Annotated in this window: 17 protein-coding genes; 12 read left to right on the plus strand and 5 right to left on the minus strand. The window is 69.5% G+C overall.

What is annotated here, in order from left to right; genetic code table 11:
* Positions 1 to 97 precede the first annotated feature (97 nt).
* The 3 genes from ABKA19_RS01710 to ABKA19_RS01720 all read left to right on the plus strand — a co-directional run bounded on the left by ABKA19_RS01710 (position 98) and on the right by ABKA19_RS01720 (position 3,009).
* On the plus strand, positions 98 to 1,216 hold the full coding sequence (locus tag ABKA19_RS01710; protein ID WP_353687373.1) for a sensor histidine kinase: 1,119 nt from the start codon (positions 98 to 100) through the stop codon (positions 1,214 to 1,216).
* The gene (locus tag ABKA19_RS01715) at positions 1,213 to 1,857 is read left to right on the plus strand and encodes a response regulator transcription factor (protein WP_353687374.1); all 645 of its coding nucleotides are present in this window, start codon (positions 1,213 to 1,215) and stop codon (positions 1,855 to 1,857) included. Before ABKA19_RS01710 ends, ABKA19_RS01715 begins: the two co-directional genes overlap by 4 nt.
* A gap of 207 nt (positions 1,858 to 2,064) precedes the next feature.
* Positions 2,065 to 3,009: an MBL fold metallo-hydrolase gene (locus tag ABKA19_RS01720; RefSeq protein WP_353687375.1), complete on the plus strand. Its 945-nt coding sequence runs from the start codon at positions 2,065 to 2,067 to the stop codon at positions 3,007 to 3,009.
* Between the two features lie 84 nt (positions 3,010 to 3,093).
* Here ABKA19_RS01720 and ABKA19_RS01725 read toward each other — a convergent pair whose 3' ends face one another.
* Positions 3,094 to 4,110, minus strand: coding sequence for a sugar kinase (locus tag ABKA19_RS01725; RefSeq protein WP_353687376.1), 1,017 nt, complete (start codon positions 4,108 to 4,110; stop codon positions 3,094 to 3,096).
* A 253-nt stretch (positions 4,111 to 4,363) separates the two neighbouring features.
* On the opposite strand from ABKA19_RS01725, the gene ABKA19_RS01730 reads away from it, so the two are divergent.
* From ABKA19_RS01730 to ABKA19_RS01745, 4 genes are all read left to right on the plus strand, one after another.
* Positions 4,364 to 7,150 (plus strand): TonB-dependent receptor, encoded by a 2,787-nt coding sequence (locus ABKA19_RS01730; protein WP_353687377.1) that lies wholly within the window; start codon positions 4,364 to 4,366, stop codon positions 7,148 to 7,150.
* Positions 7,151 to 7,391: 241 nt separating this feature from the next.
* Positions 7,392 to 10,571: a TonB-dependent receptor gene (locus ABKA19_RS01735; protein ID WP_502945687.1), complete on the plus strand. Its 3,180-nt coding sequence runs from the start codon at positions 7,392 to 7,394 to the stop codon at positions 10,569 to 10,571.
* Positions 10,572 to 10,997: 426 nt separating this feature from the next.
* A complete protein-coding gene (pelA, locus tag ABKA19_RS01740; RefSeq protein WP_353687379.1) occupies positions 10,998 to 12,062 on the plus strand; it encodes a pectate lyase in 1,065 nt (354 codons plus the stop codon).
* Between the two features lie 42 nt (positions 12,063 to 12,104).
* Entirely contained in the window at positions 12,105 to 15,974 is a 3,870-nt protein-coding gene (locus ABKA19_RS01745; RefSeq protein ID WP_353687380.1) for a LamG-like jellyroll fold domain-containing protein, read from the plus strand.
* Positions 15,975 to 16,134: 160 nt separating this feature from the next.
* Here ABKA19_RS01745 and ABKA19_RS01750 read toward each other — a convergent pair whose 3' ends face one another.
* Both ABKA19_RS01750 and ABKA19_RS01755 read right to left on the minus strand, forming a co-directional pair.
* Positions 16,135 to 16,416 (minus strand): hypothetical protein, encoded by a 282-nt coding sequence (locus ABKA19_RS01750; RefSeq protein ID WP_353687381.1) that lies wholly within the window; start codon positions 16,414 to 16,416, stop codon positions 16,135 to 16,137.
* Positions 16,417 to 16,489: 73 nt separating this feature from the next.
* Positions 16,490 to 17,395: a rhamnogalacturonan acetylesterase gene (locus ABKA19_RS01755; RefSeq protein WP_353687382.1), complete on the minus strand. Its 906-nt coding sequence runs from the start codon at positions 17,393 to 17,395 to the stop codon at positions 16,490 to 16,492.
* Positions 17,396 to 17,648: 253 nt separating this feature from the next.
* Between ABKA19_RS01755 and ABKA19_RS01760 the strand changes: the two genes are divergently transcribed.
* A complete protein-coding gene (locus tag ABKA19_RS01760; protein WP_353687383.1) occupies positions 17,649 to 19,274 on the plus strand; it encodes a family 43 glycosylhydrolase in 1,626 nt (541 codons plus the stop codon).
* A 25-nt stretch (positions 19,275 to 19,299) separates the two neighbouring features.
* Here the strand turns inward: ABKA19_RS01760 and ABKA19_RS01765 are convergent, their stop codons facing one another.
* Positions 19,300 to 20,931: a carboxylesterase/lipase family protein gene (locus tag ABKA19_RS01765; protein WP_502945711.1), complete on the minus strand. Its 1,632-nt coding sequence runs from the start codon at positions 20,929 to 20,931 to the stop codon at positions 19,300 to 19,302.
* 12 nt (positions 20,932 to 20,943) lie between these two features.
* Positions 20,944 to 21,963 (minus strand): alpha/beta hydrolase, encoded by a 1,020-nt coding sequence (locus ABKA19_RS01770; protein ID WP_353687385.1) that lies wholly within the window; start codon positions 21,961 to 21,963, stop codon positions 20,944 to 20,946.
* A gap of 149 nt (positions 21,964 to 22,112) precedes the next feature.
* Between ABKA19_RS01770 and ABKA19_RS01775 the strand changes: the two genes are divergently transcribed.
* The 4 genes from ABKA19_RS01775 to ABKA19_RS01790 are packed head-to-tail and all read left to right on the plus strand — an operon-like array spanning position 22,113 to position 25,819.
* Positions 22,113 to 22,955, plus strand: coding sequence for a 2-keto-4-pentenoate hydratase (locus tag ABKA19_RS01775; RefSeq protein WP_353687386.1), 843 nt, complete (start codon positions 22,113 to 22,115; stop codon positions 22,953 to 22,955).
* The gene (locus tag ABKA19_RS01780; protein WP_353687387.1) at positions 22,952 to 23,974 is read left to right on the plus strand and encodes a TRAP transporter substrate-binding protein; all 1,023 of its coding nucleotides are present in this window, start codon (positions 22,952 to 22,954) and stop codon (positions 23,972 to 23,974) included. The genes ABKA19_RS01775 and ABKA19_RS01780 overlap by 4 nt, the downstream gene beginning before the upstream one ends.
* Before the next feature lie 11 nt (positions 23,975 to 23,985).
* Positions 23,986 to 24,537 (plus strand): TRAP transporter small permease, encoded by a 552-nt coding sequence (locus ABKA19_RS01785; protein WP_353687388.1) that lies wholly within the window; start codon positions 23,986 to 23,988, stop codon positions 24,535 to 24,537.
* 1 nt (position 24,538) lies between these two features.
* Complete coding sequence (locus ABKA19_RS01790; protein ID WP_353687389.1) at positions 24,539 to 25,819, plus strand: TRAP transporter large permease; 1,281 nt, start codon at positions 24,539 to 24,541, stop codon at positions 25,817 to 25,819.
* Positions 25,820 to 25,821: the final 2 nt, after the last annotated feature.

Genomic DNA, 25,821 nt, shown 5'->3' on the forward strand with positions numbered 1-25,821 from the left:
CCGGGGTTGGCGCTAGCGGACGCGTGCCGACCTGCCGGAAGTCACTTTCGGCGTCCGGGCCATTGCCACGCGCCTCCGCGCGCCGGAGCATGCCCGCATGCTCTCGTCGCTCAGAACCGCGCTGCAACCGTTGCTCCAGCCGCTCGGCCTGGCCGGCCTGCTGACCATCCTCACTGTCGGCTATTCGATGCGCTTCGTCGAGGCGCCGTCGCGGTTGGCGGCCCACCTGCTGCTCGCGGCCTACCTGGCCCTGTTCGTCCTGCTCCAGTTCCTTCCCGAGCACCGGCGCGGCTGGCGCCATGCGGCGCTGCTGGCCATGCCGCTGGTGGTGCTGGCGCTGTGCCGCCTCAGCGTCGAGGTCGGCGCATCCCAGGTGCTGCTGGTCATCTGGGCCGCCTGTACCGTGGCGGCCTGGCCGGTGCGGCTGGCGGCGCCGGTGGTGGTGCTGGTCAATGTCGCCTTCTTCCTCGTCCTGCGCAGCCTCGGATTCCATGATCCGCTGCCGATGGTGCTGATCAACCTCGGCTTCCAGGCACTCGGCGCAATCTGCGTGTACTACGCCGAATCGGCCGAGCGCGCCCGGGCGGCGCTGGCACGGGTCAACGCCGACCTGCTCGCGACGCGCGCCCTGCTCGCCGACAGCGCGCGCGATGCCGAGCGGCTGCGGATGGCGCGCGAGCTGCACGACGTGGCCGGGCACAAGCTCACCGCGATGCGCCTGAACCTGCGCGCGCTGGCCGCGGACCCGGCGCTGGCCGGGCGGGCCGACGTCACCCTGGCCGAGCGCCTGGCCGGCGAACTGATGGGCGACATCCGCCAGGTCGTGCAGTCGCTGCGCGACGACCGTGGCCTCGACCTGGCCACGGCCTTGCGCGCGCTCGCCGCCCCCTTCCCGCGGCCCTCGCTGCATCTCACAATCGCACCCGGGGTACGCATCACCGACCCGGCCGTGGCCGAGACGGTGCTGCGGCTGGCGCAGGAGGCGCTGACCAACTCGGCACGCCATGCCGGCGCGGAGCGCGTGTGGCTGCGGATCGACCACGGGGTAGACGGCTTGCGCATCGAGATCCACGACGACGGGCAGTGCGGCGCCGACCTGCGCGAGGGCAATGGCATCGCCGGCATGCGCGAACGCCTGGCCGCACTGGACGGCGTGCTCATGGTCGGCCGCACCGAGCGCGGCGGCCTGCGGCTGCTGGCCAGGCTGCCGGCGTGAACGGCCCGGAACGGCCGCTGCGGGTCGCACTGGCCGACGACCAGGCGCTGGTGCGCGCCGGACTGCGGGCGCTGCTGGAACGGCTCGGAATCGAAGTCGCGTTCGAGGCCGAGGACGGCCAAGGCCTGCTGGACGCCTTGCAGCTGCAGCCGGTGGACGTGGTCCTGAGCGACATCCGCATGCCGGGCCTGGATGGCATCGCCGCCCTGCGTGAACTGCGCGACGAAGGCGACCGCACGCCGGTACTGCTGCTGACCACTTTCGACGACAGCGACCTGCTGCTGCACGCGCGCGACGCCGGCGCCCAGGGCTTCCTGCTCAAGGACGCCGCCCCGGAGGATCTGCACGAGGCGATCCTGCGCGTGGCCGCCGGCGAGACCCTGCTGGCCCCGGTCAGCACCGACCCGGTGCGCGCGCGCTACCGCTTCCACGACGAGGCCCCGCCGACCGACACCTTCGGCGAGCGCGAAGTCGCGATCCTGCGCCTGCTGGCGGGCGGCTACTCCAACAAGGAGATCGCCCGCAGCCTGTTCCTGGCCGAGGGCACGGTGAAGAACTACGTCTCCACGATCCTGGACAAGCTCGGAACCCGCGACCGCACGCGTGCGGTGCTGAAGGCGATTACGTTGCGGATCATCTGACCTCGCAACCGGCGACGTGCCCGGTGAATCTTCCGCCGCGGCATTGCCACATCGACCGGGCGACTCCGATCCGGCTCCCGCGCGCCACATGAAAGGTCGCGGGATGCACAATTCCGTGGCAATCGTTGTCGTTCACTAAGGCCAGGCCTACGCTGGCCATGCTTGCGTGCCACGAGCGCCCGACCCGCATTCCTTCCCGAGCCGCCCATGATCCGAGTGCCTCCTTCCCCTCTGACCCTCGCCCTGCTTGGCGCCCTGGTGGCAACGGGCTGTTCGAATCCGGCGCCAGCCGACGTCGCCGCACCCACCGCCCCTGCCACCGACGCGACCGCGCCGGCCCATCCGGACATCTTCCGCTTCCATATCGGTGCACTGGAGGCGGCCGCCCTCAAGGACGGCGATATCGATCTTCCCAACGACAACTCGGTCTTCGGCGTCGGCCGTCCCGTCGCCGACGTGAGCGCCTTGCTGGCCGATGCGGGCCTGCCGACGAATGCGCTGCGCCTGAGCATCCAGCCGCTGCTGGTGAGGGGCGACGGCCGCCTGTTGCTGTTCGATACCGGGGCGGCCGCGGCCAGCTTCGCCCGCGGCGGACGCCTGCCGCAATCGTTGCGCGATGCGGGGGTCGAACCGGCGCAGGTCACCGATGTGTTCATCTCGCACGGACACGCCGATCATGTCGGTGGGTTGCTGACCACCGATGGCGCACCCGCCTTCCCGAATGCCGCCATCCATATCGCCGCGGCGGAGTGGGCTGCACTGCAGGCGTCGCCGCAGCACGCCGCGCTGGTGGCGGCCATCGCTCCACGTGTGGCGACCTTCGAACCCGGCGCGGTGCTCGTGCCGGACCACGTCACCGCCGTGGCCGTGGACGGGCACACCCCGGGCCATACCGCCTACGCGATCACGTCGGGCGAGCAGAGCCTGCTTTACGTGGGCGATTCGATGCACCACCACGTGGTCTCGGTGCGCCAGCCGGACTGGACGGTGAGTTTCGACCGTGACGCACCGACGGCCCAGGCCAGCCGGCGTGCGCTGCTGCAACGCGCCGCCGACCAGAACCTGCGGCTCTACTCCGTGCATTTCCCTTTCCCCGGCCTGGGACATGTCCGCGCCGAAGGCGATGGTTTCGCATGGATCCCGGGGGACTGAGGCATGTGCTGACCACGCAATGCCCTTCGCCTACCAGGGATGATGCGGTGACCGCAGCCTCGAGCGACCGTAGCGGTGCCGCGCTCAGCGCTTCACGTCGTAGCGCCCTTCGCCAACCAGCGCCTCGACATCGGCTTCCGACACCAGGTTGAAGTCGCCGGGGATCGAATGCTTGAGGCAGCCGGCGGCCAGGCCGAAGCGGATCGTGCGCTCCGGCGCCCAGCCGTGGATCAGGCCATGCAGCACGCCGGCGGCGAAGGCGTCGCCGCCTCCTATGCGGTCGACGATCGGGCCCACTTCTTCCTGTGGTGCCAGTGCGGTGCCGCCGTCGCGGCCGACCAGCACGCCCGATAGCGCATGGGCATCGGCATTGCGCGGCGCGCGGATGGTGCAGGCCATCCATCGCAGGTGCGGGAAGGCGGCGAAGGCATCGGCCGCGGCGGCCTCGATGCGGGCAAGCGGCTCGGCCTGCCGGTACTGGCCGCCGAGCACCACGCCCATGTCGCGGTAGTCGGCGAACAGCAGGTCGGCCTCGGCCATCAGCTCGGAGAGGATCGCCTTGGCGTCGCCCTGCCATACCTCCCAGAGCTTCGGACGGAAGTTGCCATCGAACGACACCTTCACTCCTGTCCTGCGCGCGGCGCGGGCGGCGGCCAGCGCGGTGGCAGCGGTGTTGGCACCCAGCGCCGGCGTCACCCCGGACAGGTGCAGCCAGTCGGCGCCCTGCAGCAGTGCCGGCCAGTCGTAGGCATCGGCCGGGGCCAGGGCGAAGGCCGAGCCGGCGCGGTCGTACAGCACCTCGGCCGGGCGGTGGATCGCGCCGGGGGCGAGGAAGTACAGGCCCATGCGGCCGGCGACCTTGCGCACGCCGGCGGTATCGAGGCCATGGCGCCGCAGTTCACCGGCGGCCGCCTCGCCAAGTGCGTTGTCGGCCACCGTGCTGACGGCCGCGACCTGGTGGCCGAAATGGGCGAGGGAGACGCCGACGTTGGCTTCCGCGCCGCCGATCCGCGCGTCCAGTTGCGGACTCTGCAGCAGCTTTTCGCGGCCTGGCGCGCTCAGGCGCAGCAGCAGTTCACCGAAACACACGACACGCGCCATTTTCCCCTCCCAGGCCCGGTGCGGGCGGCACCGATGGTGGCATGCCGCCCCGGCAGAATGCCGTTGGCTAGCGGTGTCAATTCTAGCGAGCCGGTCGATTGTTGCCAGCGCGCCCACCCCGGGTTCCGTGCTGCGCTGCAAGATGCCGGGGCTGCCGGGCGGTGTTAGGTTCCCGTTTGGCCATCGGTGTCATCCGATGGGCAATGTCACTCACGCCATCCGTGATTCATCCGTATTTCCTTTGGGAGGGGATATGCAAACCCGGAACATCCGCCGGAAGACACCGGTTACCCTGCTCGCCGCCTCGATCGGCTTGGCCCTTTACATGCCGACTTCGTTCGCCCAGGACGCCGCTGCCCCCGCGCAGGACCCGGCTCCGCAGGCGTCCGCCGAGGCGGCCACCGACCTCGACACCATCGTCGTCACCGGCTACCGCGCCAGCCTGGAGCGTTCGCTCGACATCAAGCGCGGCGAGACCGGCATGGTCGACGCGATCGTGGCCCAGGACATCGGCAAGTTCCCCGACCTCAACCTGGCCGAGTCGTTGCAGCGCATCCCGGGCGTGGTCATCACCCGCGACGGCGGCGAAGGCCGCCAGATCACCGTCCGCGGCCTGGGCCCGGCTTTCACGCGCGTGCGCCTGAATGGCCTGGAAGCGATGAGCAGCGTCGGCAGCTCTGACGGCCAGGGCGGCACCAACCGCAGCCGCAACTTCGACTTCAACGTGTTCGCCTCGGACCTGTTCTCGCAGCTGGTGGTGCGCAAGACCGCGCAGGCCAGCGTCGACGAGGGCTCCCTAGGCGCCACCGTGGACCTGCGTACCGCGCGTCCGTTCGACTACGACGGCTTCCAGGCAGTCACCAACGTGCAGGCCAGCTGGAACGATGCGGCCGGCGCGGCCAGCCCGCGCTTCGCTGGCCTGATCTCCGACACCTGGGCCGATGGCACCTTCGGCGCGCTGCTTTCGGTGGCTTACTCCGAGCGCAATACGGTGGACGAAGGCACGGGCACCGTGCGCTGGGCTGGCGGCACCACCAATGGCGGCTTCAACCCCGCATCGCCATTCAAGCCCGCGCTGCAGCCGGACGTCTTCGCGCCGCGCTTCCCGCGCTATACCTTCATGGAGCACGAACAGGACCGCCTGGGCGTCACCGGCTCGCTGCAGTGGCGGCCGAGCGACAGCACCGAGTTCAGCTTCGACGGCCTGTACTCGAAGATCGACGCGACGCGCAACGAGAAGTACATAGAGGCCAACGGCCTGAGCGCCTCCGGCACCACCGGCAAGCGCCAGATCATCGTGCAGGACGGCGTTGTCGAGAACAGCGCGCTGGTCTACGCGCGCATGGACGACGTCGACATCCGCGCCGAGAACCGCCACGACGAATGGGCTACCGAGTTCTACCAGTTCAGCCTCGATGGCGAGCATGAGTTCAACGACAGCTTCAGGCTGTACGGCAAGGTCGGCACGTCGAAGTCGGAGCACAAGAACCCGATCCAGACGACGATCATGATGGACAAGCTGAACGTCGACGGGTACAGCTACGACTACCGCGGCGACATGAACAAGCCGGTATTCAACTATGGCGTGAGCCCGACCGATCCGAACGGCTGGACCCTGTCGACCATCCGCATGCGCGAGAACTACGTCACCAACGAGTTCGACACCGCGGACCTCAATTTCTCCTGGCTCTTCAACTCCTCCTTCACCCTGGAAGGTGGCATCCAGGCCAAGGACTACAGCTTCGACTCGATCGAGCGTCGTCGCGCCGCCACGGAAACCATCGTCCCGACCTTCCCCGATGGCACCCGCATCGTGCCGGTCGACATGGTCGACCTGGCCAGCCTCAAGGGCATGACCGGCAACCCGGGCACCTGGGTGGTGCCTGACTTCAACCAGATCGCCGAGCTGTTCGACATCTTCAGCGGCACCGGCACCTTCGCCATGGCCAACTACGTGCCGAGCGACTACTCGGTCGAGGAAGAAGACCGCGGCGCCTGGCTGATGGGCAAGTTCGGCTTCGATCTCGGCTCGGTGCCGGTCACCGGCGATGCCGGCGTGCGCTACGTCAAGACCAAGCAGAGCTCGACCGGCGTGGCCACCGCCAGCGGCGTGCCGATCGTCACCACGGTCGACCGCGAGTACAGCGACACGCTGCCGTCGCTGAACCTGGTCGCCGAGCTCAATCCGGACCTGTTGCTGCGCTTTGGCGCTGCCAAGGTCATGTCACGCCCGGGCCTGAACGCCCTGACGCCTGGCGTGACCGTGAGCGTGAGCGGCAGCGCCCGCACGGTCAGCGGCGGCAATCCGTACCTGGACCCGACCCGCGCCGATACCTACGACCTGGGCCTGGAGTGGTACTTCCAGGAAGGTGCGATGCTGGGCGCGGCGCTGTTCTACAAGGACATCGACAGCTTCGTGCAGAACACCCGCGAAACGATGGTATATGCCGACAGCGGCCTGCCGGCCAACCTGCTCGACGGCACCACCGCCACGGTCAACGACGAGTTCGTGTTCACCGTTCCGATCAACACCCCGGGCGGTCCACTGCAGGGCGTGGAGCTGAACTACACCCAGCCGTTCACCTTCCTGCCGGGCCTCTGGTCTAACTTCGGCGTGCAGATGAACTACACCTACGTCGACTCGGAGATCCAGTACCTGCTGTCCAACGGTACCGCGGCGCAGAAGGCAGCGATGGTCGGCCAATCCAAGAACTCCTGGAACGCGACCGTCTTCTACGAAGGCGAGCGCTTCTCCGGCCGCGTCTCGGCGACCAACCGCAACGACTACCTGATCCAGGTTCCGGGCACGGAAGTCGGCTTCAACAGCGAAGCCGCCGGCTACCATGGCCAGAGCGGCACCACGATCCTCGACGCCTCGATCCGTTACAAGCTGAGCGAGAACGCCGAAGTCAGCCTGGAAGGCCAGAACCTGACCAACGAGGCACAGGAGTCGTGGGTCGCCAACCCAAGCGTGAGCCTGCCGCTGGAGTACAGCGAGACCGGTCGCACGTTCCTGCTGGGCCTGCGCTACAAGTTCTGATCGCGTCACATCGATGAAGCCAGTGAAGCCGGGGCGGCCATACCGCCCCGGCTTTTTTTTTTAGCCAACGTCGCGCGCGTTTCCGCCCCTGCAACGGTGGTGCGCTGCAAGATGCCATGCGGCCGTGCCACTGTTACGGTTCCGTTTGACCATCGGTGTCATCGACATCGGCGGCATCCGGCAGAGGCCCCCGGATACCAATCCCGCAGTACCGATAAACGCCCTGGGAGGGGATCAAGTGATGCAACAGCGCACTTTCCGCAGAAAGACACCGGTTACCATGCTGGCTACCGCGATCGCGCTGGCGCTTTCCGCGCCGCTGGCGGCACAGGAAGCAGGCGAGGCGCCGGCGGCGATCGGCCAGGACATCGCCGAACTCGACAAGGTGACCGTCACCGGCTACCGGCAAAGCCTGCAGAAATCGCTGGACGAGAAGCGCTACACCACCGAGCAGGTCGATGCGATCTTCGCCGAGGACATCGGCAAGTTCCCGGACCAGAACCTGGCCGAATCGCTGCAGCGCATCGCCGGCGTGTCGATCGACCGCGAAGGCGGCGAAGGCCAACGCATCTCGATCCGGGGCCTGGGCTCGGACTTCACCCGCGTGCGCCTGAACGGCCTGGAGGCGCTGGCCACCGCCGGCACCGGTACCGGCGGCGTCAACCGCAGCCGCGGTTTCGACTTCAACACCTTCGCCTCCGAACTCTTCAGCCAGGTCAAGGTCAACAAGACCCAGTCGGCGCAGATGGACGAGGGCTCGCTGGGCTCGACCGTGGACCTGCGCGCGTCGCGCCCGTTCGACTACGACGGCTTCCGCGCCTCGGCCAGCGCCCAGGCCGGGTATGGCGAGCTGACCGAGAAGTTCGATCCGCGCGTGTCGGGCCTGGTCTCCAACACCTGGGGCGACGGCACTTTCGGCGCGCTGCTGTCGGCCTCCTACAGCAAACGCAACGTCTACGAGGAAGGCTACAACCCGGTGCGCTGGGAGCACGGCAACCACCGCAACTCCAACCAGTCCAATGCGGCCAATAACGGCACCTACGGCTTCTGCTCGCCGGTTGGCTACAACCCGCAGACCCCGCGCAACCCGCTGTCGAACGAAACCCCTGCCGGCAGCGGTTCGCAGGCCAACCAGGACCGCAACAACGGCTGGGGCAGCTTCGGCATCAGCCCGACCATGTGCGGCACCGGCCTGCCGCGCCCGGCCAATACCCCCGAGAACATCGCCGCCTACGAGACCGCGACCAACGCCTGGCATCCACGCTATCCACGCTACATCCGCACCGCGCACGAGATCGAGCGCGTCGGCGTCACCGGCGCCCTGCAGTGGAAGCCCTCTGACGACACGGTGCTGAGCTTCGACGCGATGTACTCCAGCCTGTCCAAGGACCAGCGCGAGGACTCGCTTGGGGCCAACCTGCATCGCGCGGCCAACCTCGGCGGCAAGACCCAGATCGTGGTGCGCGAAGCCGAGGTCGACAGCATGAACCGGCTCACCTACGGCGTGTTCGACAACGTCGACTTCCGTACCGAATCGACCGCGATCGAGGAGACCACCGAGTTCCAGCAGTACAGCCTGACCCTCGAGCAGCACATCAACGATTCGGTCCGCCTCGACGCGCAGGTCGGTCATTCGCGCTCGGACTACGAGCGCCCGGTGTTCTCGCTGGTGAGCTTCGACAACCAGAACCTGGACGGTTTCGTGCTGGACATGCGGGGCACCCCGGACATGCCGCGGATGACCTTCCCGTTCGACCTCAACAGCGCCTCGTCCTGGTCCTGGCTGGGCTACGGCGCCGTGCCGGTCAACAGCAACGGCACCGCGCGCGGCAGCAACATCAGCGAAGTCCGGCTCAATCCGCAGTATGTGGAAAACTCGTTCGACACCGCCAAGGTGGACCTGGAGTTCAACCTCAACCCGACCTTCACCCTGCGCGGCGGCCTGGCCTACAAGAGCTACGACATGAGCTCGGAGGAATACCGGCACATCAGCTACGGCCGCCTGGCCCAGGCGCTGCCGGCCGGGGTGACCGTAGGCGACCTGAGCACCTCGCTGGACGGCTTCGGCGCCAACCTGTCCGGGGCGCCGTCGAGCTGGCTGGTGCCGGACTTCGACCAGGTCGCCGAGCTTCTGGATATCTACTGCAACTGCGACAGCGGCGCGCGAGGCGGCGACTACCGCCTGGCGAGCGTCGGCCACTTCGGCGCGTCGAACAACAACTTCGAGGTCAACGAGCGCAGCCTGGGTAGCTACCTGCAGCTGGATTTCAACACGGACCTGATGGCGCGGTCGTTCCGTGGCAACGTGGGCGTGCGCGTGGTCAACACCCAGATCACCGCTTCCGGCTGGGCGCCGTGCGCGGCCAGCAACCCGGCCAACAATTCCGAGAACTGCCAGGCGTTCTTCGGCGTGGCCAACGCCACCTCCGCACCCGGTGACCGCTACCTGGTCGGCACAGAGGTCACCCACGACTACCAGGACGTGCTGCCGGCGATGAACCTGGCGTGGGACCTGACCGACGAGCTGGTGCTGCGCTTCGGCGCGGCCAAGACCATGGCCCGCCCCGCGCTGCTGTACCTGTCGCCGGGCGTCAGCGGTGGACCGACCCAGTACTTCGACGACGGCCGCACTTACTCGATCAACCTCGGCAACCCGCAGCTGGAGCCATTCCGCTCGACCAACTACGACCTGATCGCCGAATGGTACTTCGCCGAAGGCGCCCTGCTTTCGGGCGCGATCTTCTACAAGGACATCGAAAGCTACATCCAGCGCACCCGCCTGCTCAGCACGTGGGAGGACATGGGCTACTCGCTGGACCTGCTGCCGGCCGGCTTCGGCCCGGACACGGTGTTCAACGTGCAGAGCTACTTCAACACCCCCGGCGGCCCGCTCAAGGGCTACGAGCTGACCTACCAGCAGCCGTTCACCTTCCTGCCGGGCGCGTGGCGCAACTTCGGCGTGCAGCTGAACTACACCCACGTCGAATCCGAGATCACCTACCTGTTCAGCACCGCGGCCAACAGCAACACCACCGTGGTCACCGAGTACACCAACAACGACCTGATCAACCTCTCGCCGAACTCCTACAATGCCACGCTCTACTACGACGATGGCCGCTTCAGCGCGCGCCTGTCGACCAGCTACCGCGACGGCTACATCAGCGAGATCCTGACCCGCGAGAACGTCTGGGACCTGGACGGCAACCAGTTGATCACCCCCGACGTGACCGGCAAGGACTCGGTGCAGAATGTGGACTTCAACATGGCCTACCGCTTCGGCGACAACCTGACGCTCACCTTCGAGGCGATCAACCTGACCGATACGGCGGACTCGCGCTACGTCGACTCCACCCTGTCGATGCCTGACCGCTACACCGTCAACGGCCGCCAGTACTTCGTCGGCGCCCGCTACACGTTCTGACGTGATGTCCCAGGCGCGAACGGCCTCCCCAGGACGCGCAAGGGCCTTGCGCCCGGGCCCGCCGGCCTCCAGACGCCGGTGGGCCGCGGGCGTTTTCTTGTGGCTGACGGGGTTGCCCGGCGCGGCGTGGGCCATGGACGGGCGCCCGGTGCTAGTCATCGCCGCCGACGGCAGCGGCCGCTTCGACTGGGTCCAGGCCGCGGTCGACGCAACCGTGGCAGGCGCGATGTCGGCCACGATCCGGCTGCGGGCAGGCACCTACCGCGAAGTGATGTCCATCCCCGCCGGCCACGTTCTTCGCCGAAGCCGGCAACCGCGAAGCCAGCGTCGCCGCCGGGGGACCGGTTCCCTGGTCGCACCCGCTCACGCCGGAGCAGGCCGCCGCGTACTCCCCGATGCGATCCTCGGCCAATGGAGGCCGTTCCGATGAACCCCCTTTTCGGTCCACGCTTGGCGCTCGCTTTGGCGATGCTGCTGCCCACCGCATGCGCGAGCGCCGCGCCGGCCGTGAGTGCCAGCGACCCGGTGGCCGACAACATGCTGCTGCTGCAGACGCCATCCGGCGGCTGGTCCAAGCATTACCTGGGCCGGAAGGTCGACTACGGCCGCCGGTACGACGAAGCCGAGCGCGCCGCATTGCGCGCGCCGGGCCGCCATGACGACGCGACGCTAGACAACAAGGCCACCACCAGCGAGATCGCCTACCTGGCCGCCGCCCATGCGCGCACCGGCAACCCGGCCTACCTGGACGGCGCGCGCCGGGGAGTGGAGTATCTGTTGCGGGCCCAGTATCCGGATGGCGGATGGCCGCAGTTCTATCCGGACAGCTCTTCGTACCGGCACCAGATCACGCTCAACGACGATGCGATGGTGCATGCGATCACCTTGCTGCAGCAGGTCGCCGCGGGCGAGGGTGCGCTGGCGTCGCTGCAGCCGGAGTTCGGCACGAGGGCGGCCGCGGCCGCCAGGCGTGGCATCGACAGCCTGCTCGCGCTGCACGTGCGGATCTCCGGCACGCCCACCATCTGGGCCGCGCAGTACGACGAGACGACGTTGCAACCGGCCAAGGCCCGGGCGTACGAGCTGCCTTCGTTGGCCGTTGCCGAATCGGTGGGCGTGGTGCGCCTGCTGATGCGGCAGCCGCACCCGGATGCGCGCACGGTCGCGGCGATCGAATCCGCCGCCCGCTGGCTGGAGGCCCACCGTCTTCCGGACCTGGCCGTGGAGCGCATCGACGCGCCCTCGGAGGAGGCCGGTGAGGACGTGCGTGTGGTCGCGCGGCCGGGCGCTTCGCTGTGGGCGCGCTTCTACGACCTGGAGAGACAGCAGCCACTGTTCGTCGACCGCGACAGCCGCCCGGTCGCGTTCGCGGCGCTGCCCAACGAACGCCGCACAGGCTATGCCTGGTACGGCACCTGGCCGGAAAAGTTGCTGGCGCAGGAACTCCCGCGCTGGCGCGAGGTCCATGCCGCCGGCGCGGCGCCGCATTGACCCCGCAATCCCTTACGTTTGCGCCACTGGAACCACGAATCGATGAATGACCCCATGCGTCCGGCGCTGTTCGCCCTCGTCCTTGCCGCCGCCCTCGCCGCCGGCCCCGCCCCGGCCAGCACCGACACGGCGCCGAACCTGCTGTTCCGGGTCTCGGCCGACGCCGGCTTCGTCGCCGACCATGCCGGCGGCGACGCGGTGCCCAACTTCCAGGACAGGGTGAAGGTCGTCCCGACCGGCGTGCAGGGCGGGGCGATCGAATGGGCCGACGACGGCGTGCTGGCCTGGAACGCGCCGGGCAACATCTATGCCGAGCGCGGCACGCTCTCGTTCTTCTGGCGTCCCCGCTATGCGGTGGGCGAGGCGCCGTTCGTCATCTTCCGGGTCGGTTACGCCGACCACAGCAGCTGGGACATGGCCTGGCTGCGGATCGACTGGAACGGCCAGGGCTTCGATGCCTTCGTCACCGACGCCAACCTGGCGCGCACCCGGGTGTCGTTCGAGCTCGACAAGGTGCCCGGCCCACGGGACTGGACCCACCTGGCCTTCGCCTGGGACGAGACCCGCGGCGTGCGGCTGTTCGTCGATGGCAGGGAGGTGGCGAAGGTCGACATCGTCGAGCAGTCGGCCGTCGGTTGCGTGGCCTCGTGCGAGCCGCGCGCCGCGTTCGACTACGACGCCGCGCTCGACCAGCTCGGCCTGGCCGGACGGGTGATGGCGCCCTACCAGGTGCAGAGCCGCTACAACTTCCTGCGCGGCGGCGACTTCGACGAGATCCGCGTGTACGACCGCATGCTCGACGCGCCGGCCGCCGCCACGCTCGCCCGGCGCGGCGACCTCGCCGGCGCCCGGCCATCCACCTCGGTGGCCATCGGCGAGGGACCGCTGCGATCGGCCTGGCGCCACCGGTACGGCTGGGACCACGGCGCACCGCCGGGGCTGGCTTCGGCAACGACCTCGGTGCGCATGCTCGGCTTCCTGGACGTCAAGGACAAGAAGCAGTGGATGTGGAAGGGCAGCGACGGCATTCCCGAAACCACCTGGCCGGGCGTGTACAACCGTTCGCGCCTGCCCGGGCGCGACGACTACTTCCAGTTGCCGGACTGGAACACGTACGTGGAAGGCGGCCAGGCCATGGACCTGGCGATGCCCGACGAGCCCTTCAACCGGATCGAGATCCGCGGCGCTGCCTATGGGAAGGCCAGTCACGGCGAGGACGCCTCGCGGCAGCAGCCGTTGTTCGAGCGCGAGCAGGGCCTGGTCCGCACCTACGACCAGTTTCCCGCGCGCCGCGGCGGCCACGTGCGCTTCACCAACACCACCCCGGAAACGCCGATCCAGGAGATCTGGGCCTACCACGTCACCGATGCAGCCGAGCCGGAGGGCACGGTCAAGCAGGCCTACGTGGTCGACAGCCGCGTGCTGCCCGACTACGAGAACGTGCAGGCGCTGCGCCGCTACATCGATGGCCGCTTCCTGCCGCCGGGCCGGGCCACGGTGATGGCGCTGCCCAAGGGCGCCGGCTCGCGCAAGCGCGGCGACGACAGCCTGCCCATCGCCGCCGAACCGATCGTGCACGTGCTCATTCCGTCCAGCGTCGGCGCCGCGCCGGCGGCGCAGCCACTGATCCGCAGCTGGGCCTACAGCTGGGAGAACATGTACGACGGCCTGGACGGCGTGGCCATCGACCTCCCGGCGCTGGACCTGCCGGCCACGCGCGATGGCCTGATTCCGCTCAACATCCGCATCAAGGATCCGATCTGGCCGGCGCGCGACATGATCGATGTCTCGGTGTCGGTCAAGCCCAACCAGAAGCGCACGCTGTGGCTGGACCTGCGCGACCGCATCCTCACCGACCACAGCCTGTGGCTGAGCATCGCCTCGGCCGCCCCGGGCTTCAACGCGCACTCGCTCGATGGCGCCCAGGTCCGGCTGGTGTTCAAGGACCGCGCCGAGGCGAAGAAAGAGCACGTCGCCGACCGTTTCAACCAGGTGCGCGACAACTGGGGCTTCCTGGTCGAGGAACACACCACTTCCAAGCGCCAGCGCCTGTACGCCCGCGTCCATGCCGACCTCAGCGACCTGCTGCGCGTGGACCCGGACCACGAGCAGGGTCGCCGCTACTGGAACTACATCAGCTACAACAGCCAGGGCCGGCCGCCGTTCACCCTGCCCACCGCGCCGAAGGGCGTGCCGCAGTGGGCGTTCCTGCAGGCGCAGGACATGCAGTACGTGCGCCGGTTCATCGACTGGTGGATCGACCACCGCCAGGTCGAGTACGGTGATTTCGGCGGCGGCCTGTCCGACGACTCGGACCTGGTGCAGCAGTGGCCGGGCGCGGCGCTGATGGGGATCAAGCCGGACAAGCTCAATGCCTCGCTGACCGCGGTGTCCGATGCGATCTACCGCAATGGCATGTTCAGTGGCGGCCTCAGCACGATCGAGACCGACGAACTGCACGCGTACGAGGAAGGCATCAACGCCAACAGCGCGATGCTCTACCTCAACTGGGGCGACCCGCTGACCGTCGAGCGGCTGATGGAGACGGTCAAGGCCTACGACGAGAAGATCATCCTGCCCAACCCGCAGGGCCACCTGCTGTGGTCCAGCAACTGGTTCGGCGGCAACAAGGTCTACCGCGAGCCGAACTGGCAGTGGCAGAAGCCCTATTCGTTCCCGGCGCTGCACCCTGCGTTCCTGGTCGGCGACTGGAACGCCGATCCCACGGGCCGCAAGCTGGTCACCGGCCTGGCCGATGGCTACCTGGCCCATGCCTACACCGCCGACGACGGCACCTGGGTGCTGCCCAACGAGATCCACTGGGCCACCGGCAAGACCCGCGGCGGCGAACTGGTGAAGGGCTCCGGCGGCGGCGACACCATGCACCTGTTCTGGACCGCGTACCGCTGGACCGGCGACGAAAAGTACCTGCGCGCGCTCGACTACCGCGCCGGGCGCAGCGGCCCGGCCAGCCTGTCCAACCTGGGCGAGAACTTCATCGGCGTGCTCGGCCGCGAAGGCGACTGGGGCCAGGCGCTGGTCGAGGCGGCCGACCAGGGCGACACCGGCTTCGCCAGCCTCGCCGCCTGGCAGCAGACCGGCGACAAGAAGTACCTGGAGGCGATGCACGCGGAGTCGATCGAACTCAAGGCGCTGCGCGAGTACATGGTCACCGAAGGCCACTGGTGGTCCGACCGGGTCGAATCGGCCAGCGAGCTGCTGCAGCGCGAGCGCCTGGGCGGCGTGGCGCTGGAGCGCAACCAGTCCTACCCCGGCCATACCGTGAGCTGGCGCTTCGCCCGCGAGGACGGTGCCGAGCAGGTGGCGATCCTGCTGCCCGATGCGCGCCGCGACCGCTTCAAGGTCATCGGTTTCAATCTGGACGGCAAGGCGCATCCGGCGACGATGACCGGCTGGAACGTGGCGCCAGGCACCTGGCGCATGACCTCGGGGATCGACCGCGACGGCGACGACCGCATCGATGGCAAGGCGTCCACGCGCGAATTCGACTTCGAAAAGAGCGCCCCGGTGGACGTGGTGTTCCCGCCGATGCAGACCGTGGTGATGGAATTCGAGCTGCTCGAGAAGGGCGCGGCCGTGGAGACGCGACCGGACCTGGGCATCGGCCGCGGCGACGTGCGCGTGGCCGGCGATTCGGTCGAGGTGGTCGTGCACAGCCTGGGCCACGTGGCGACCGGTGCGGGCTATGCGGTGCTGGAGGACGCACGCGGTCGCGAGCTGGCGCGCGTGGCGGTGCCGGCGATGTCGGCGCCGACCGACCTGTTGCCCAAGACCGCAAAGGTGTCGCTGCCGCTGGGTGGCCGCAAGGCCGACGGTCTTTACGTGCGTGTCGCGCTCGAGGGCGAGGCCGAAGAAGTCACGCGCCTGAACAACCGGCGCGCGGTGCCCTGAGGCCGGCGCGCGCAGACAGCCGAGGAAGGCCGGTCTCGGCCGGCCCTTTCCCGGGGTAACCGCGCGTCGCCAACATGGGCCACCCTCGCGGCGTAGAGCCGGGCTTGCCCGGTTGCCCTTCGTCGCCCCCGCAAGCGCTGGCAGCCGGGCGAGCCCGGCCCTACGGGGGCAACACCTTCATCGATGCGGCTGTCGCCAACGCCGCCAGCAGCCACGCCGCCACGCGCTTGAGCAGCGCGGTGTCCAGTGCCCCCCTGGCAGCCGACTCGCGTGGCGCGTGGAAACCCACGACCAGCGCGTGCGCGGGCAGCGCGATCACCAGCAGGAAGGCGAGGATCCAGTCCAGGGTGTCATCGCCCAGGCGCGGCCAGAGCAGCGGCATCACTACCCCTGCGAACGCGCCCGCCAGCGCGGCCGTGACGGGTGTGGGTGTGATCTTCATGCGTCGGGTCCCGTCCGGTCGCCGCCGCAGTCCAGCGGTCGCGCGCATCGGGTGAGGGGCAGGCAATCGTCCTTCATGGAATCAGGTTGCGTCGCAGCGCCGGCACCTGTCGCGCCAGCTCGTCGGCGACGATGGCGGCGAAGAAGTCCGCGCCCTCGCGGCCCAGATGGGTGTAGTCGAACGCCGCCTTCGGCGCGCCCATCGGCTCGACGGCCGCATTGTCCTGCGGCGCGGCGGCCGTGGCGCCCGCCGATGCGGCCGGTGTCGCGCCGATCGTGGTGCCGGCCTGCGCGGCGGTGACCTGCTCCGGCAGCGGACGCGCCTGGGCCAGGCGCATCGCCTGCACCGGGCCCATGCCCTGCACCGCGGCCACGCTGCGCGCGTGCAGGTCGACGAGCGGTATATTCAGCTCGGCCGCGACCTTGCGCGTGGCTTCGACCCACGGCGCCAGGTCGTCGACCAGCATGCCCTCTTTGAACTGGCGCCGGGTCAGCGGCGTCAGCAGCACCGGCGTCGCACCGGCGGCGCGCACTTCGCGCACGTAACGGCGCAGGTTGTCGGGGAATTCGGTCGCCAGGGCGGTGGAGCGTCCGGGCTTGCCCGGCTGGTCGTTGTGACCGAACTGGATCAACACGTACACGCCACCGGCATAGGCGTCGGTGCGCATTTCATGCAGCGCGATCTCCCACGAACCCTCGGCGCGGTAGTTGTAGGTGCTGCGACCGCCACGGGCCAGGTTGATGCAGGCCATGAACGAGGCGACATGATCGGCGCAGAACGACGGCCCCCAGCCGCCCTGCACCGCAGTGGTCGAATCGCCCACCAGGATGATCTTGCTGGCGCGGACCGGGGTGACCGGCGGCCGCTCGCCGATCGAGGGATCGACCGCGGCCAGGCTGGCGGCGGATACGCCCAGCAGCAGGAGCAGGGACGCGTGGGCGAGAAGGCGACGGCTGGCAAAGGTCGAAGATGGGGACATGGGGCTCAAGAGGGTTGCGGGCGTTCTTGGCGGGCTCCGGTGCTCGTCGGCGTCCGGGCATGGCATCGGTGTCATCCGGCCACAAAGCTGGCGATGCGGACAATCCGACTTTAGCCGCGCCCGCGACGACCACGTGCTGCGGCGCAGGATGCCCGGGTCGGGCGGTGTCTGTTACGGTCCATTGACCATCGGTGTCATTTGGCCGTGCCGCGCGCCATGCACCGGACCCTCCCCCTGCCCCAAAGGACCAGTCATGGCCCTGCGCCCCTTGCATTCCCTGTTGCTGCTCGCCTTGCCCGCCCTCGCCGGTTACGGCCTGGCCAGCCTGGCCGTGCCCACGGCGCTGGCCGCCGACACACCGGCCAGCCCCTGGAAGCGCGGCATCGAGCACCAGCGCCAGGCCGACCTGGGCGACGGCACCTTCCTCAACCCCGTGTTCGCGGGCGACCGGCCCGACCCGTCGGTGCTCAAGGACGGCGACGACTACTACCTGACCTCGTCCTCGTTCGACGCCTATCCGGGCCTGCCGATCTGGCACTCGCGCGACCTGGTCAACTGGCAGCCGCTGGGCCATGCAATCACGAAGAACGTCGGCTCGATCTGGGCCCCGGACATCGTCAAGCACGAAGGCCGCTACTACATCTACTTCCCGGCCCGTACCGGCGGCACCGAGGGCAGCACGCGCAGCAATTACGTCGTGTGGGCCGACGACATCCGCGGCCCGTGGAGCGAGCCGGTGAACATCGGCCTGGGCCAGTACATCGATCCGGGCCACGCGGTGGGCGAGGACGGCAAGCGCTACCTGTTCCTGTCGGGCGGCGACTACGTGCAGCTGTCGGACGACGGCCTGCGCGTGGTCGGCGAACCGAAGCACGTCTACGACGGCTGGCAGTACCCGGAAAGCTGGGACGTGGAGAGCTACGCCCAGGAGGGCCCGAAGATACACAAGCGCGGCGACTGGTACTACATGACCACCGCCGTGGGCGGCACCGCCGGCCCGCCGACCGGGCACATGGTGATCACCGCGCGTTCGAAGTCGATCCACGGCCCGTGGGAGAACTCGCCGCACAATCCGATCACGCGCACCGTCGACCGCAGCGAACCGTGGTGGTCGCGCGGCCACGCCACCGTGGTCGAAGGCACCGATGGACGCTGGTGGATGATCTACCACGGCTACGAGAACGGCTACTGGACGCTGGGCCGCCAGGCGCTGCTCGATCCGGTCGAGTGGACCGACGACGGCTGGTTCATCGCCAAGGGCGGCGACCTCGGCCGGCCCATGGAGAAGCCCAGCGGAACGTCGGTCGGCCCGCACGGCATGGCGCTGTCGGACGCGTTCGACGGCAGCCGGCTGGGCCACCAGTGGTCGTTCTTCGACCCGGCCCAGGACGAGTACGCGCGCCTATCGTTCGGCGGCGGCGTGATGACCCTTCAGGGCAAGGGCAGCACGCCACGCGACAGTTCGCCGTTGACCGTGATCGCCGGCGACAAGGCCTACCAGTTCGAAGTGGAAATGGAAATCGAGCCGGGCGCGATCGGTGGCGCGCTGCTGTTCTACAACGACCGCCTGTACGTGGGCGTGGGCAGCAACGGCGAGAAGTTCGTCATGCACCGCTACGGCCAGGAACGTCCCACCAATGGACTGGCGCCCGGCAAGGGCGGCAGGCTCTGGCTGCGGGTGACCAACGACGAGCACATCGTCACCTTCCACACCAGCACCGACGGCAAGGCCTGGGAGAAGTACCCGGTGCAGATGGAGGTGTCCGGCTACCACCACAACGTCGCCGGGCAGTTCCTTGCGCTGAAGCCGGGCATCTACGCGGCCGGCGAGGGCAAGGTGCACTTCCGCGACTTCCGGTATCGCGCGCTCGACTATTGAGCCGGACGCCCGCCCGCCGGCGCCGTCACATCGTCCCGCGCTGCACGAACGGGGCCTGCTGCCAGAAGCGGCGCTCGGCCCCGCGTGGATCGTCGGCCAGCGCGGGCGGCACGTCGAACAGCAGCGTCTGCCGCCGCGCCATCGAGTACGGCTCCCAGCGCGGCAGGCCGGCGTGGTTCGGATCGCCATGCCGCGCCAGCGCCAGCAGCGCGTCGCTCATGCGGTCGGCCAGTGCCTGCGCATCGGCACCGTCGCCGGTACGCGAGCCTGGTTGGCGGATGTTGTCGAACACCAGCGGGATGTCGAGAGTGTGGAAGGCGCGGAACTTGCCGCCGTCGAGCGGCGAGCCCCAGTCCAGCTGGTAGGCCCAGGTCGGGGCGGCCGGACCGGCCTGGCGCGCGCGCGCCTCCAGTTCCTCCACCGCGCCGCGCCAGGAGCGCCCGGCCGTGGTCGCGGCGAAGAACACCTCCGACGGCGTGTAGTGCGGATACAGGCGGCGGTATTCGGCGACCACGAGGTCGGCGCGGATATCCACGAACTGTTGCGTTTCCAGCCGCGCGGGAAGCGCCTCCCAGTCCAGCTCGAAGTTGCGCGGGTCGTTGCCGAGGAAGGCGCGCGTCTCGTCGCGGGTGTTGCCGATCACCATCGGGATCGCCGCCGACTGCGGCGGCGCGTCGGGCCAGAACGGATGCCGCGGCAGCACTTCGCCATCCATGACCGGGCCGAAGTACAGGCGCGTGTCCTCCACCCGCGACAAGTCGCGCACGGTGGTCGCCTCCAGGATCTCCGCCGCAGGCAGCGCACGCAGGCGGGCGACCGCATCGGGCGCGGCCGGGTCGATGCCCAGCGTATGCAGGAACAGTTGCGCGCGCTGGGTCGCCGCGCGCGGACCGGCGGCGGTGACCTGCTGCCCGCTCATCGTCCACGCACGATGGAACAGTCCGCGCGCTGCCGGCATCGCCATCAGCGTGGCGATCTTCGCGCCGCCACCGGATTGGCCGAACACGGTGACGTTGCCGGGGTCGCCGCCGAAACCGGCGATATTGTCGCGCACCCACTGCAGCGCCAGCACCAGGTCGAGCTGGCCGGCGTTGCCCGACGCGGCCACGTCCGAGCCGCCGATCCGGCCGAGGTGCAGGTAGCCGAACGCATTGAGCCGATGGTTCACGGTAACCACGACCACGTCGCCGCGCCGGCACAGGCGCGTGCCGTCGTACAGGGGATCGCTGCCCGAACCGGTGTCGTAGCCGCCGCCGTGGATGTAGACCAGCACCGGCCGCTTGCCGCCATCGGCGAGGGCAGGCGTCCAGACGTTGAGGAACAGGCAATCCTCGCTGCCGGGACCGGCGCCCCCCCGCTGCGGCGCGGAGGCGGCGTAGGCCGTCGCATCGGCCACGCCGGACCAGGCGCGCGGGGCACGCGGGGGCTGGAAGCGCGCACCCGTGGTGTCGGCCCCATAGCGGATGCCCTTGAAGGCATGCACGCCCTGCTCGCGCAGGCCACGCACGCGGCCGGCGCGCGTGGCGCCAACGGTGCTCGCTGCGTCAGTCGTGGCGAAGGCCGGCGGGGCAAGAGCTACCAGTGCGATGCCGGCGGCGGTCGCCTGCAGCAGGCGGCGGCGTTGCGCGTCGACGGAAGGCGTGATGGGAGCAGGGATATCCGACATCGTTCAATCCTGGGGTGCGGAGGCAGATGCGGGCGCGTGGGCGTCGATCCAGGCCAGTGCCAGCGATGGCCACCGCGCCAGCGTGCCACCGGCCTGGCGCACGCCGAAGCCGTGCCCGCCGCGCGCGTAGAGATGGGTCTCGTGCTCGATGCCGGCGTCGCGCAGCGCGGCTTCGAACAGCAGGGTGTTCTCGACCGGCACGACCTCGTCGTCCTGCGCGTGCAGGAGGAAGACCGGCGGCGTGGCCGCGCCGACGCGGTTCTGCAGCGAGTAAGCCTCCACCGCCGCCGCGTCGGGTGCTTCGCCGAGCAGTTGCCGGCGCGAGCCCGGATGCGCGTGCGCACCCATGTCGATCACCGGGTACACCAGCAGCGCGTAGGCGGGACGCGCGTCGAGCGTGTCGGCGGCGTCGACCGGCGGATACACGCGCTCGGCGTGGCGCGTGGCCAGGCTGCCGGCCACGTGGCCACCGGCGGAGAAGCCCATTACGCCCAGGCCGTCGGGGTCGACGCCCCATTCGGCCGCGCGGTGGCGGATCAGCCGCATCGCCCGCTGCGCGTCGGCCAACGGAACTTCGCGCGGGTTGGCATGCCCTTCGCCCGGCAGGCGGTAGCGCAGCACGAACAGGGTCAACCCACCGGCCTCGGCGAACGCCGGCACCAGCGCGCTGCCTTCCTTGTCCAGCACCACCCGCTGGTAGCCGCCGCCGGGCACGACCAGCAGGCCGCGTCCGTCCGGACGGGCAGGGCGGTAGATGGCCAGCGAGGGCGTGCCGATGCGCTCGGCATAGCGGTCCGGTACCCGCGGGTCGCGGCTGCGCTCGACCACGCGCTGGCCGGCTGCGAGCGCTTCCGAACCCGGGGCGGCGGCGGGCCAGAGCGGGATTTCCACCGGCGGCACCGATGCCGGCAGTGGACTGCCGGGCGACGCGCCGCCGGCTGCGGGGAGCGCCGCGAGCAGCAGCCAGAGGCCGGCCGCGCGGATCCGGGGGCGACGCGCAGCGGGCCGGTAAAGCAGTCGCATTCCAAGGGCCTCCACATGTTGCGATGCAGCGTGCAGTGCCGCGTTGTCGCAGTGCACATTGCGGCATGACACCGGTTTACCATATACAGCTTCCGCGCCTGCTGTCGATCCGCGGCGCAACACGCTAAGCACATTCCCCGGGAGACACCTTGAGCACGCTTACAGGCCATCAGGACGATACGGCGCCGTCGCCGCAGTTGAGCGGCATCGCGGACCGCTTCGTCGCCGCCAGGCGCGCCGGCGCTGCGCTGGAAGGGTTTCCGGGGACCGTTCCCGATGACCTGGTCACCGCCTACCGGGTCCAGGACCTGGCCATCGCGCAGTGGCCCGACCGCGTGGTCGGCTGGAAGGTCGGCTACATCGCCCCGGAACGCCGCGATGCCTCGGGCGACGAGCGATTGCTCGGCCCGATCTTTGCCCGCCACTTCTGGAATGCCACCGGTGGCAGCATGCCGATCCCGGTGTTCGTCGGCGGCTTCGGCGCGGTCGAGGCCGAGTACGTCCTGCGCCTGGAGGCCGATGCGCCGGTCGACAAGCTGGACTGGACGCCCGATGAGGCGGCCGCGCTGCCTTCCACCCTGTTCATAGGCGTGGAAGTCGCCAGCAGTCCGCTGGCGACGATCAACCAGCTCGGGCCGCGCGTGGTGGTGTCCGACTTCGGCAACAACAACGGCCTGCTGCTCGGCGCCGAAATCGCCGACTGGACCTCGCTGGACGAGGCGCAGCTGCTGGCCGAGACCTTCATCGACGGCGCCAGCGTCGGCAGCGGCGGCGCCGAGCGCCTCCCCGGCGGCCTGCGCACGGCGTTCGCCTTCGCGCTGTCACGCTCGGCCCGGCGCGGCCGGCCGCTCAAGGCCGGCGAGTACATCGCCACCGGCAACGCCACCGGCATCCATGACATCGCCGCCGGGCAGAGCGCGCGCGTGGTGTTCCACGGGCATGGCACGCTTGACTGCCACGCCGTTCCCGCCAGCCAGGAGACGCCTGCATGACCGGCTTGAGCCGACGCCGCCTGCTGCTGGGCGGCGCCAGCGCCGCCTGCGCGCTGCCGCTGGCGTTCGGCGGCCGCGCGGTCGCCGCCGCGGACACGGTCGACGACGCCGGCCAGCGCGTCCTGACCGCGACCGACGTGCACGTATCGGACTATCCGACCGTCGAGGCGGTGCGCTGGATCGGCAAGACCCTTGAGGAGGAAACGGGTGGCCGGCTGAAGATCCGCCTCTACCACTCCGGCCAGCTCGGCCGCGAGGCCGAAGCGATCGACATGGCGCGCTACGGCGTGATCGACATCACCCGCGTGTTCTCCGGCGCCCTGAACAACGCCTTCCCGCTGACCCAGGCGCTGTGCCTGCCGTACGTGTTCGATTCGATCGAGCACCTGCGCCGCGTGGTCGACGGCGACGTCGGCGACGAGGTGCTGCGCGGCTTCGAGACGCGCGACCTGGTCGGCCTGGCGATCTACGACTCCGGCGCGCGTTGCTTCTACAACACCAGGCATCCGATCGTCGCACCGAAGGACCTGCACGGCATGAAGATGCGCGTCGCGGCCTCGGACATCTTCATCAAGCTGGTGCGCCTGCTCGGCGCCAACCCGACGCCGATGTCGCTGGGCGAGACCTTCTCGGCGATGGAGACGCGCATGATCGACGGAGCCGAGAACAACATGCGCAGCTTCCACTCCAGCCGCCATTTCGAGGCTGCCGGGTTCTGGTCGGAGACGCGCCATTCCTACGCGCCCGACATCCTGGTGATGTCGCGGGCCAGCCTCCTGTCGCTGGCTCCCGCCGACCGCGAACTGCTGCTGCGCACTGCCCGCGCCTCGGTGCCGGTGATGCGCGCCAAGTGGGACGAATCCGAGGGCGCGGCCCGCGAGGCGGTACTCGAGTGGGGCGTCCAGGCCAACGAAGCCGACCTGCCTGCGTTCCGCGCGGCGGCCCAGCCGCTGCTGGACGAGTACCACGGCAAGCCGGAAATCGAAGCCCTGTACCGTCGCATCCGCGACCTCGCCTGATCCGGGTCCCCATGAGTCATACGAGCGAGACCGCCACTTCCCTCCCGGCCAGCCCCGCGCAGCGCGCGCTGGACCGGATCGCAGGCATCGCCATCGCCGTGGCCGCCGCCGCCCTGCTCGGGCTGGTCGTGGTCCAGGGCTGGCAGGTGTTCACCCGCTACGTGCTCAACGACTCGCCCAGCTGGACCGAGCCGGTGACCCTGCTGCTGCTGGCCACTGCGATGAGCCTGGGCGCGGCGGCAGGCGTGCACACGCGACGGCATTTCGGCTTCTTCCTGCTGCACGACCACGTGCGCCCGGGGATCCGCCGGGCCATCGACGTGCTGGCCGCGCTGATCGTCGCCGCGATCGGCATGGTGCTGGCCTACTGGTCCGCGCGCCTGCTGCTCGACGGCCTCGACATCCGTGCCGCCGGCGCGAACCTGCCGCAGAGCATCAACTACCTGCCGCTGTCGCTGGGCGGCGCGCTGATGGCGCTGTTCGCCGCCCACCAGCTCGTCCAGGCGGTGGCGCCGCCGCAACACGCCGCGCCGCAGGCGCCGCCGCAGGAAGGGGACCTCTGACATGGCCATCGCGCTGCTGTTCCTCGTGTTCGCGATCCTGCTGGTGGTCGGCGTACCGGTCGCCTTCGCCCTGGCCGCCGCCTCGCTGGTGACCCTGCTGTACCTGGACCTGCCGTCGGTGGTGATGGTCCAGCAGGTCTCCGCCGGCGCCGGCTCGGCGTCGCTGATCGCCATCCCGCTGTTCATCTTCGCCGGCGAGATCATGATGCGCGGCGGCATCTCCGAACGCCTGATCGCGCTGGCCTCCTCGCTGGTCGGACGCATGCGCGGCGGCCTGGGCCAGGTCTCGGTGCTGTCGTCGCTGTTCTTCGGCGGCGTATCGGGCTCGGCCATCGCCGACGTTTCGGCGGTGGGCGGGACGATGATCCCGCAGATGGTCAAGCGCGGCTACGACCGCGACTTCGCGGTCAACGTCAGCATCACCGCGGCCCTCGTGGCGCTGCTGGTGCCGCCCTCGCACAACCTGATCCTGTTCTCGGCCGCAGCCGGTGGCGGGCTGTCGATCGCGCGGCTGTTCGCCGCGGGGATCATGCCGGCGCTGCTGATGACCGCCGCGCTGATGGTCACCGGATACGTGGTCGCGCGCCACCGCGGCTACGGCGTCGAGCCGTTCCCCGGCTGGCGCGCGGTGCTGGTGCGGCTGGTCTCGGCGCTGCCCGGGCTGGGCCTGGTCGCGCTGATCTTCGTCGGCATCCGCGCCGGCATCTTCACCGCGGTGGAATCGGCGGCGATCGCCGTCGTCTACGCGCTGCTGGTCACCGCGGTGCTCTACCGCGAACTCAAGTTCCGCGTGTTCCTGGAGACGGTGACCCATGCCGCGCGCAGCACCGGCGTGATCCTGTTCGTGATCGCCACCGCGGCGGTGTTCGGCTGGCTGCTGGCCTACCTGCAGGTGCCGGCGGCGGCGGTGGAGTTCCTGCAGTCGTTCGCGCACAGCAAGTACATGGTCCTGCTGATGATCATCGTCATGCTGCTGCTGCTGGGCACCTTCATGGACCTGGCGCCGATGATCCTGATCTGCACCCCGATCTTCCTGCCGGTGGCCAAAGCCTACGGAATCGATCCGATCCACTTCGGCCTGGTGCTGGTCCTGACCGGCGGCATCGGCCTGGTGACCCCGCCCGTGGGCTCGGTGCTGTTCATCGGCACGGCGATCGGCAAGATCACCATCGCCCAGAGCATGCGCACGATCTGGCCGTTCTGGCTGGCGGGCCTGGCCGTGCTGCTGGTGGTGGCGTTCTTCCCGCAGCTTTCGCTCTGGCTGCCGGACCTGCTGGCCTGACC

Origin of the sequence: Pseudoxanthomonas sp. Soil82 (genome assembly GCF_040446535.1) — a bacterium.
GTDB lineage: Bacteria > Pseudomonadota > Gammaproteobacteria > Xanthomonadales > Xanthomonadaceae > Pseudoxanthomonas > Pseudoxanthomonas kaohsiungensis.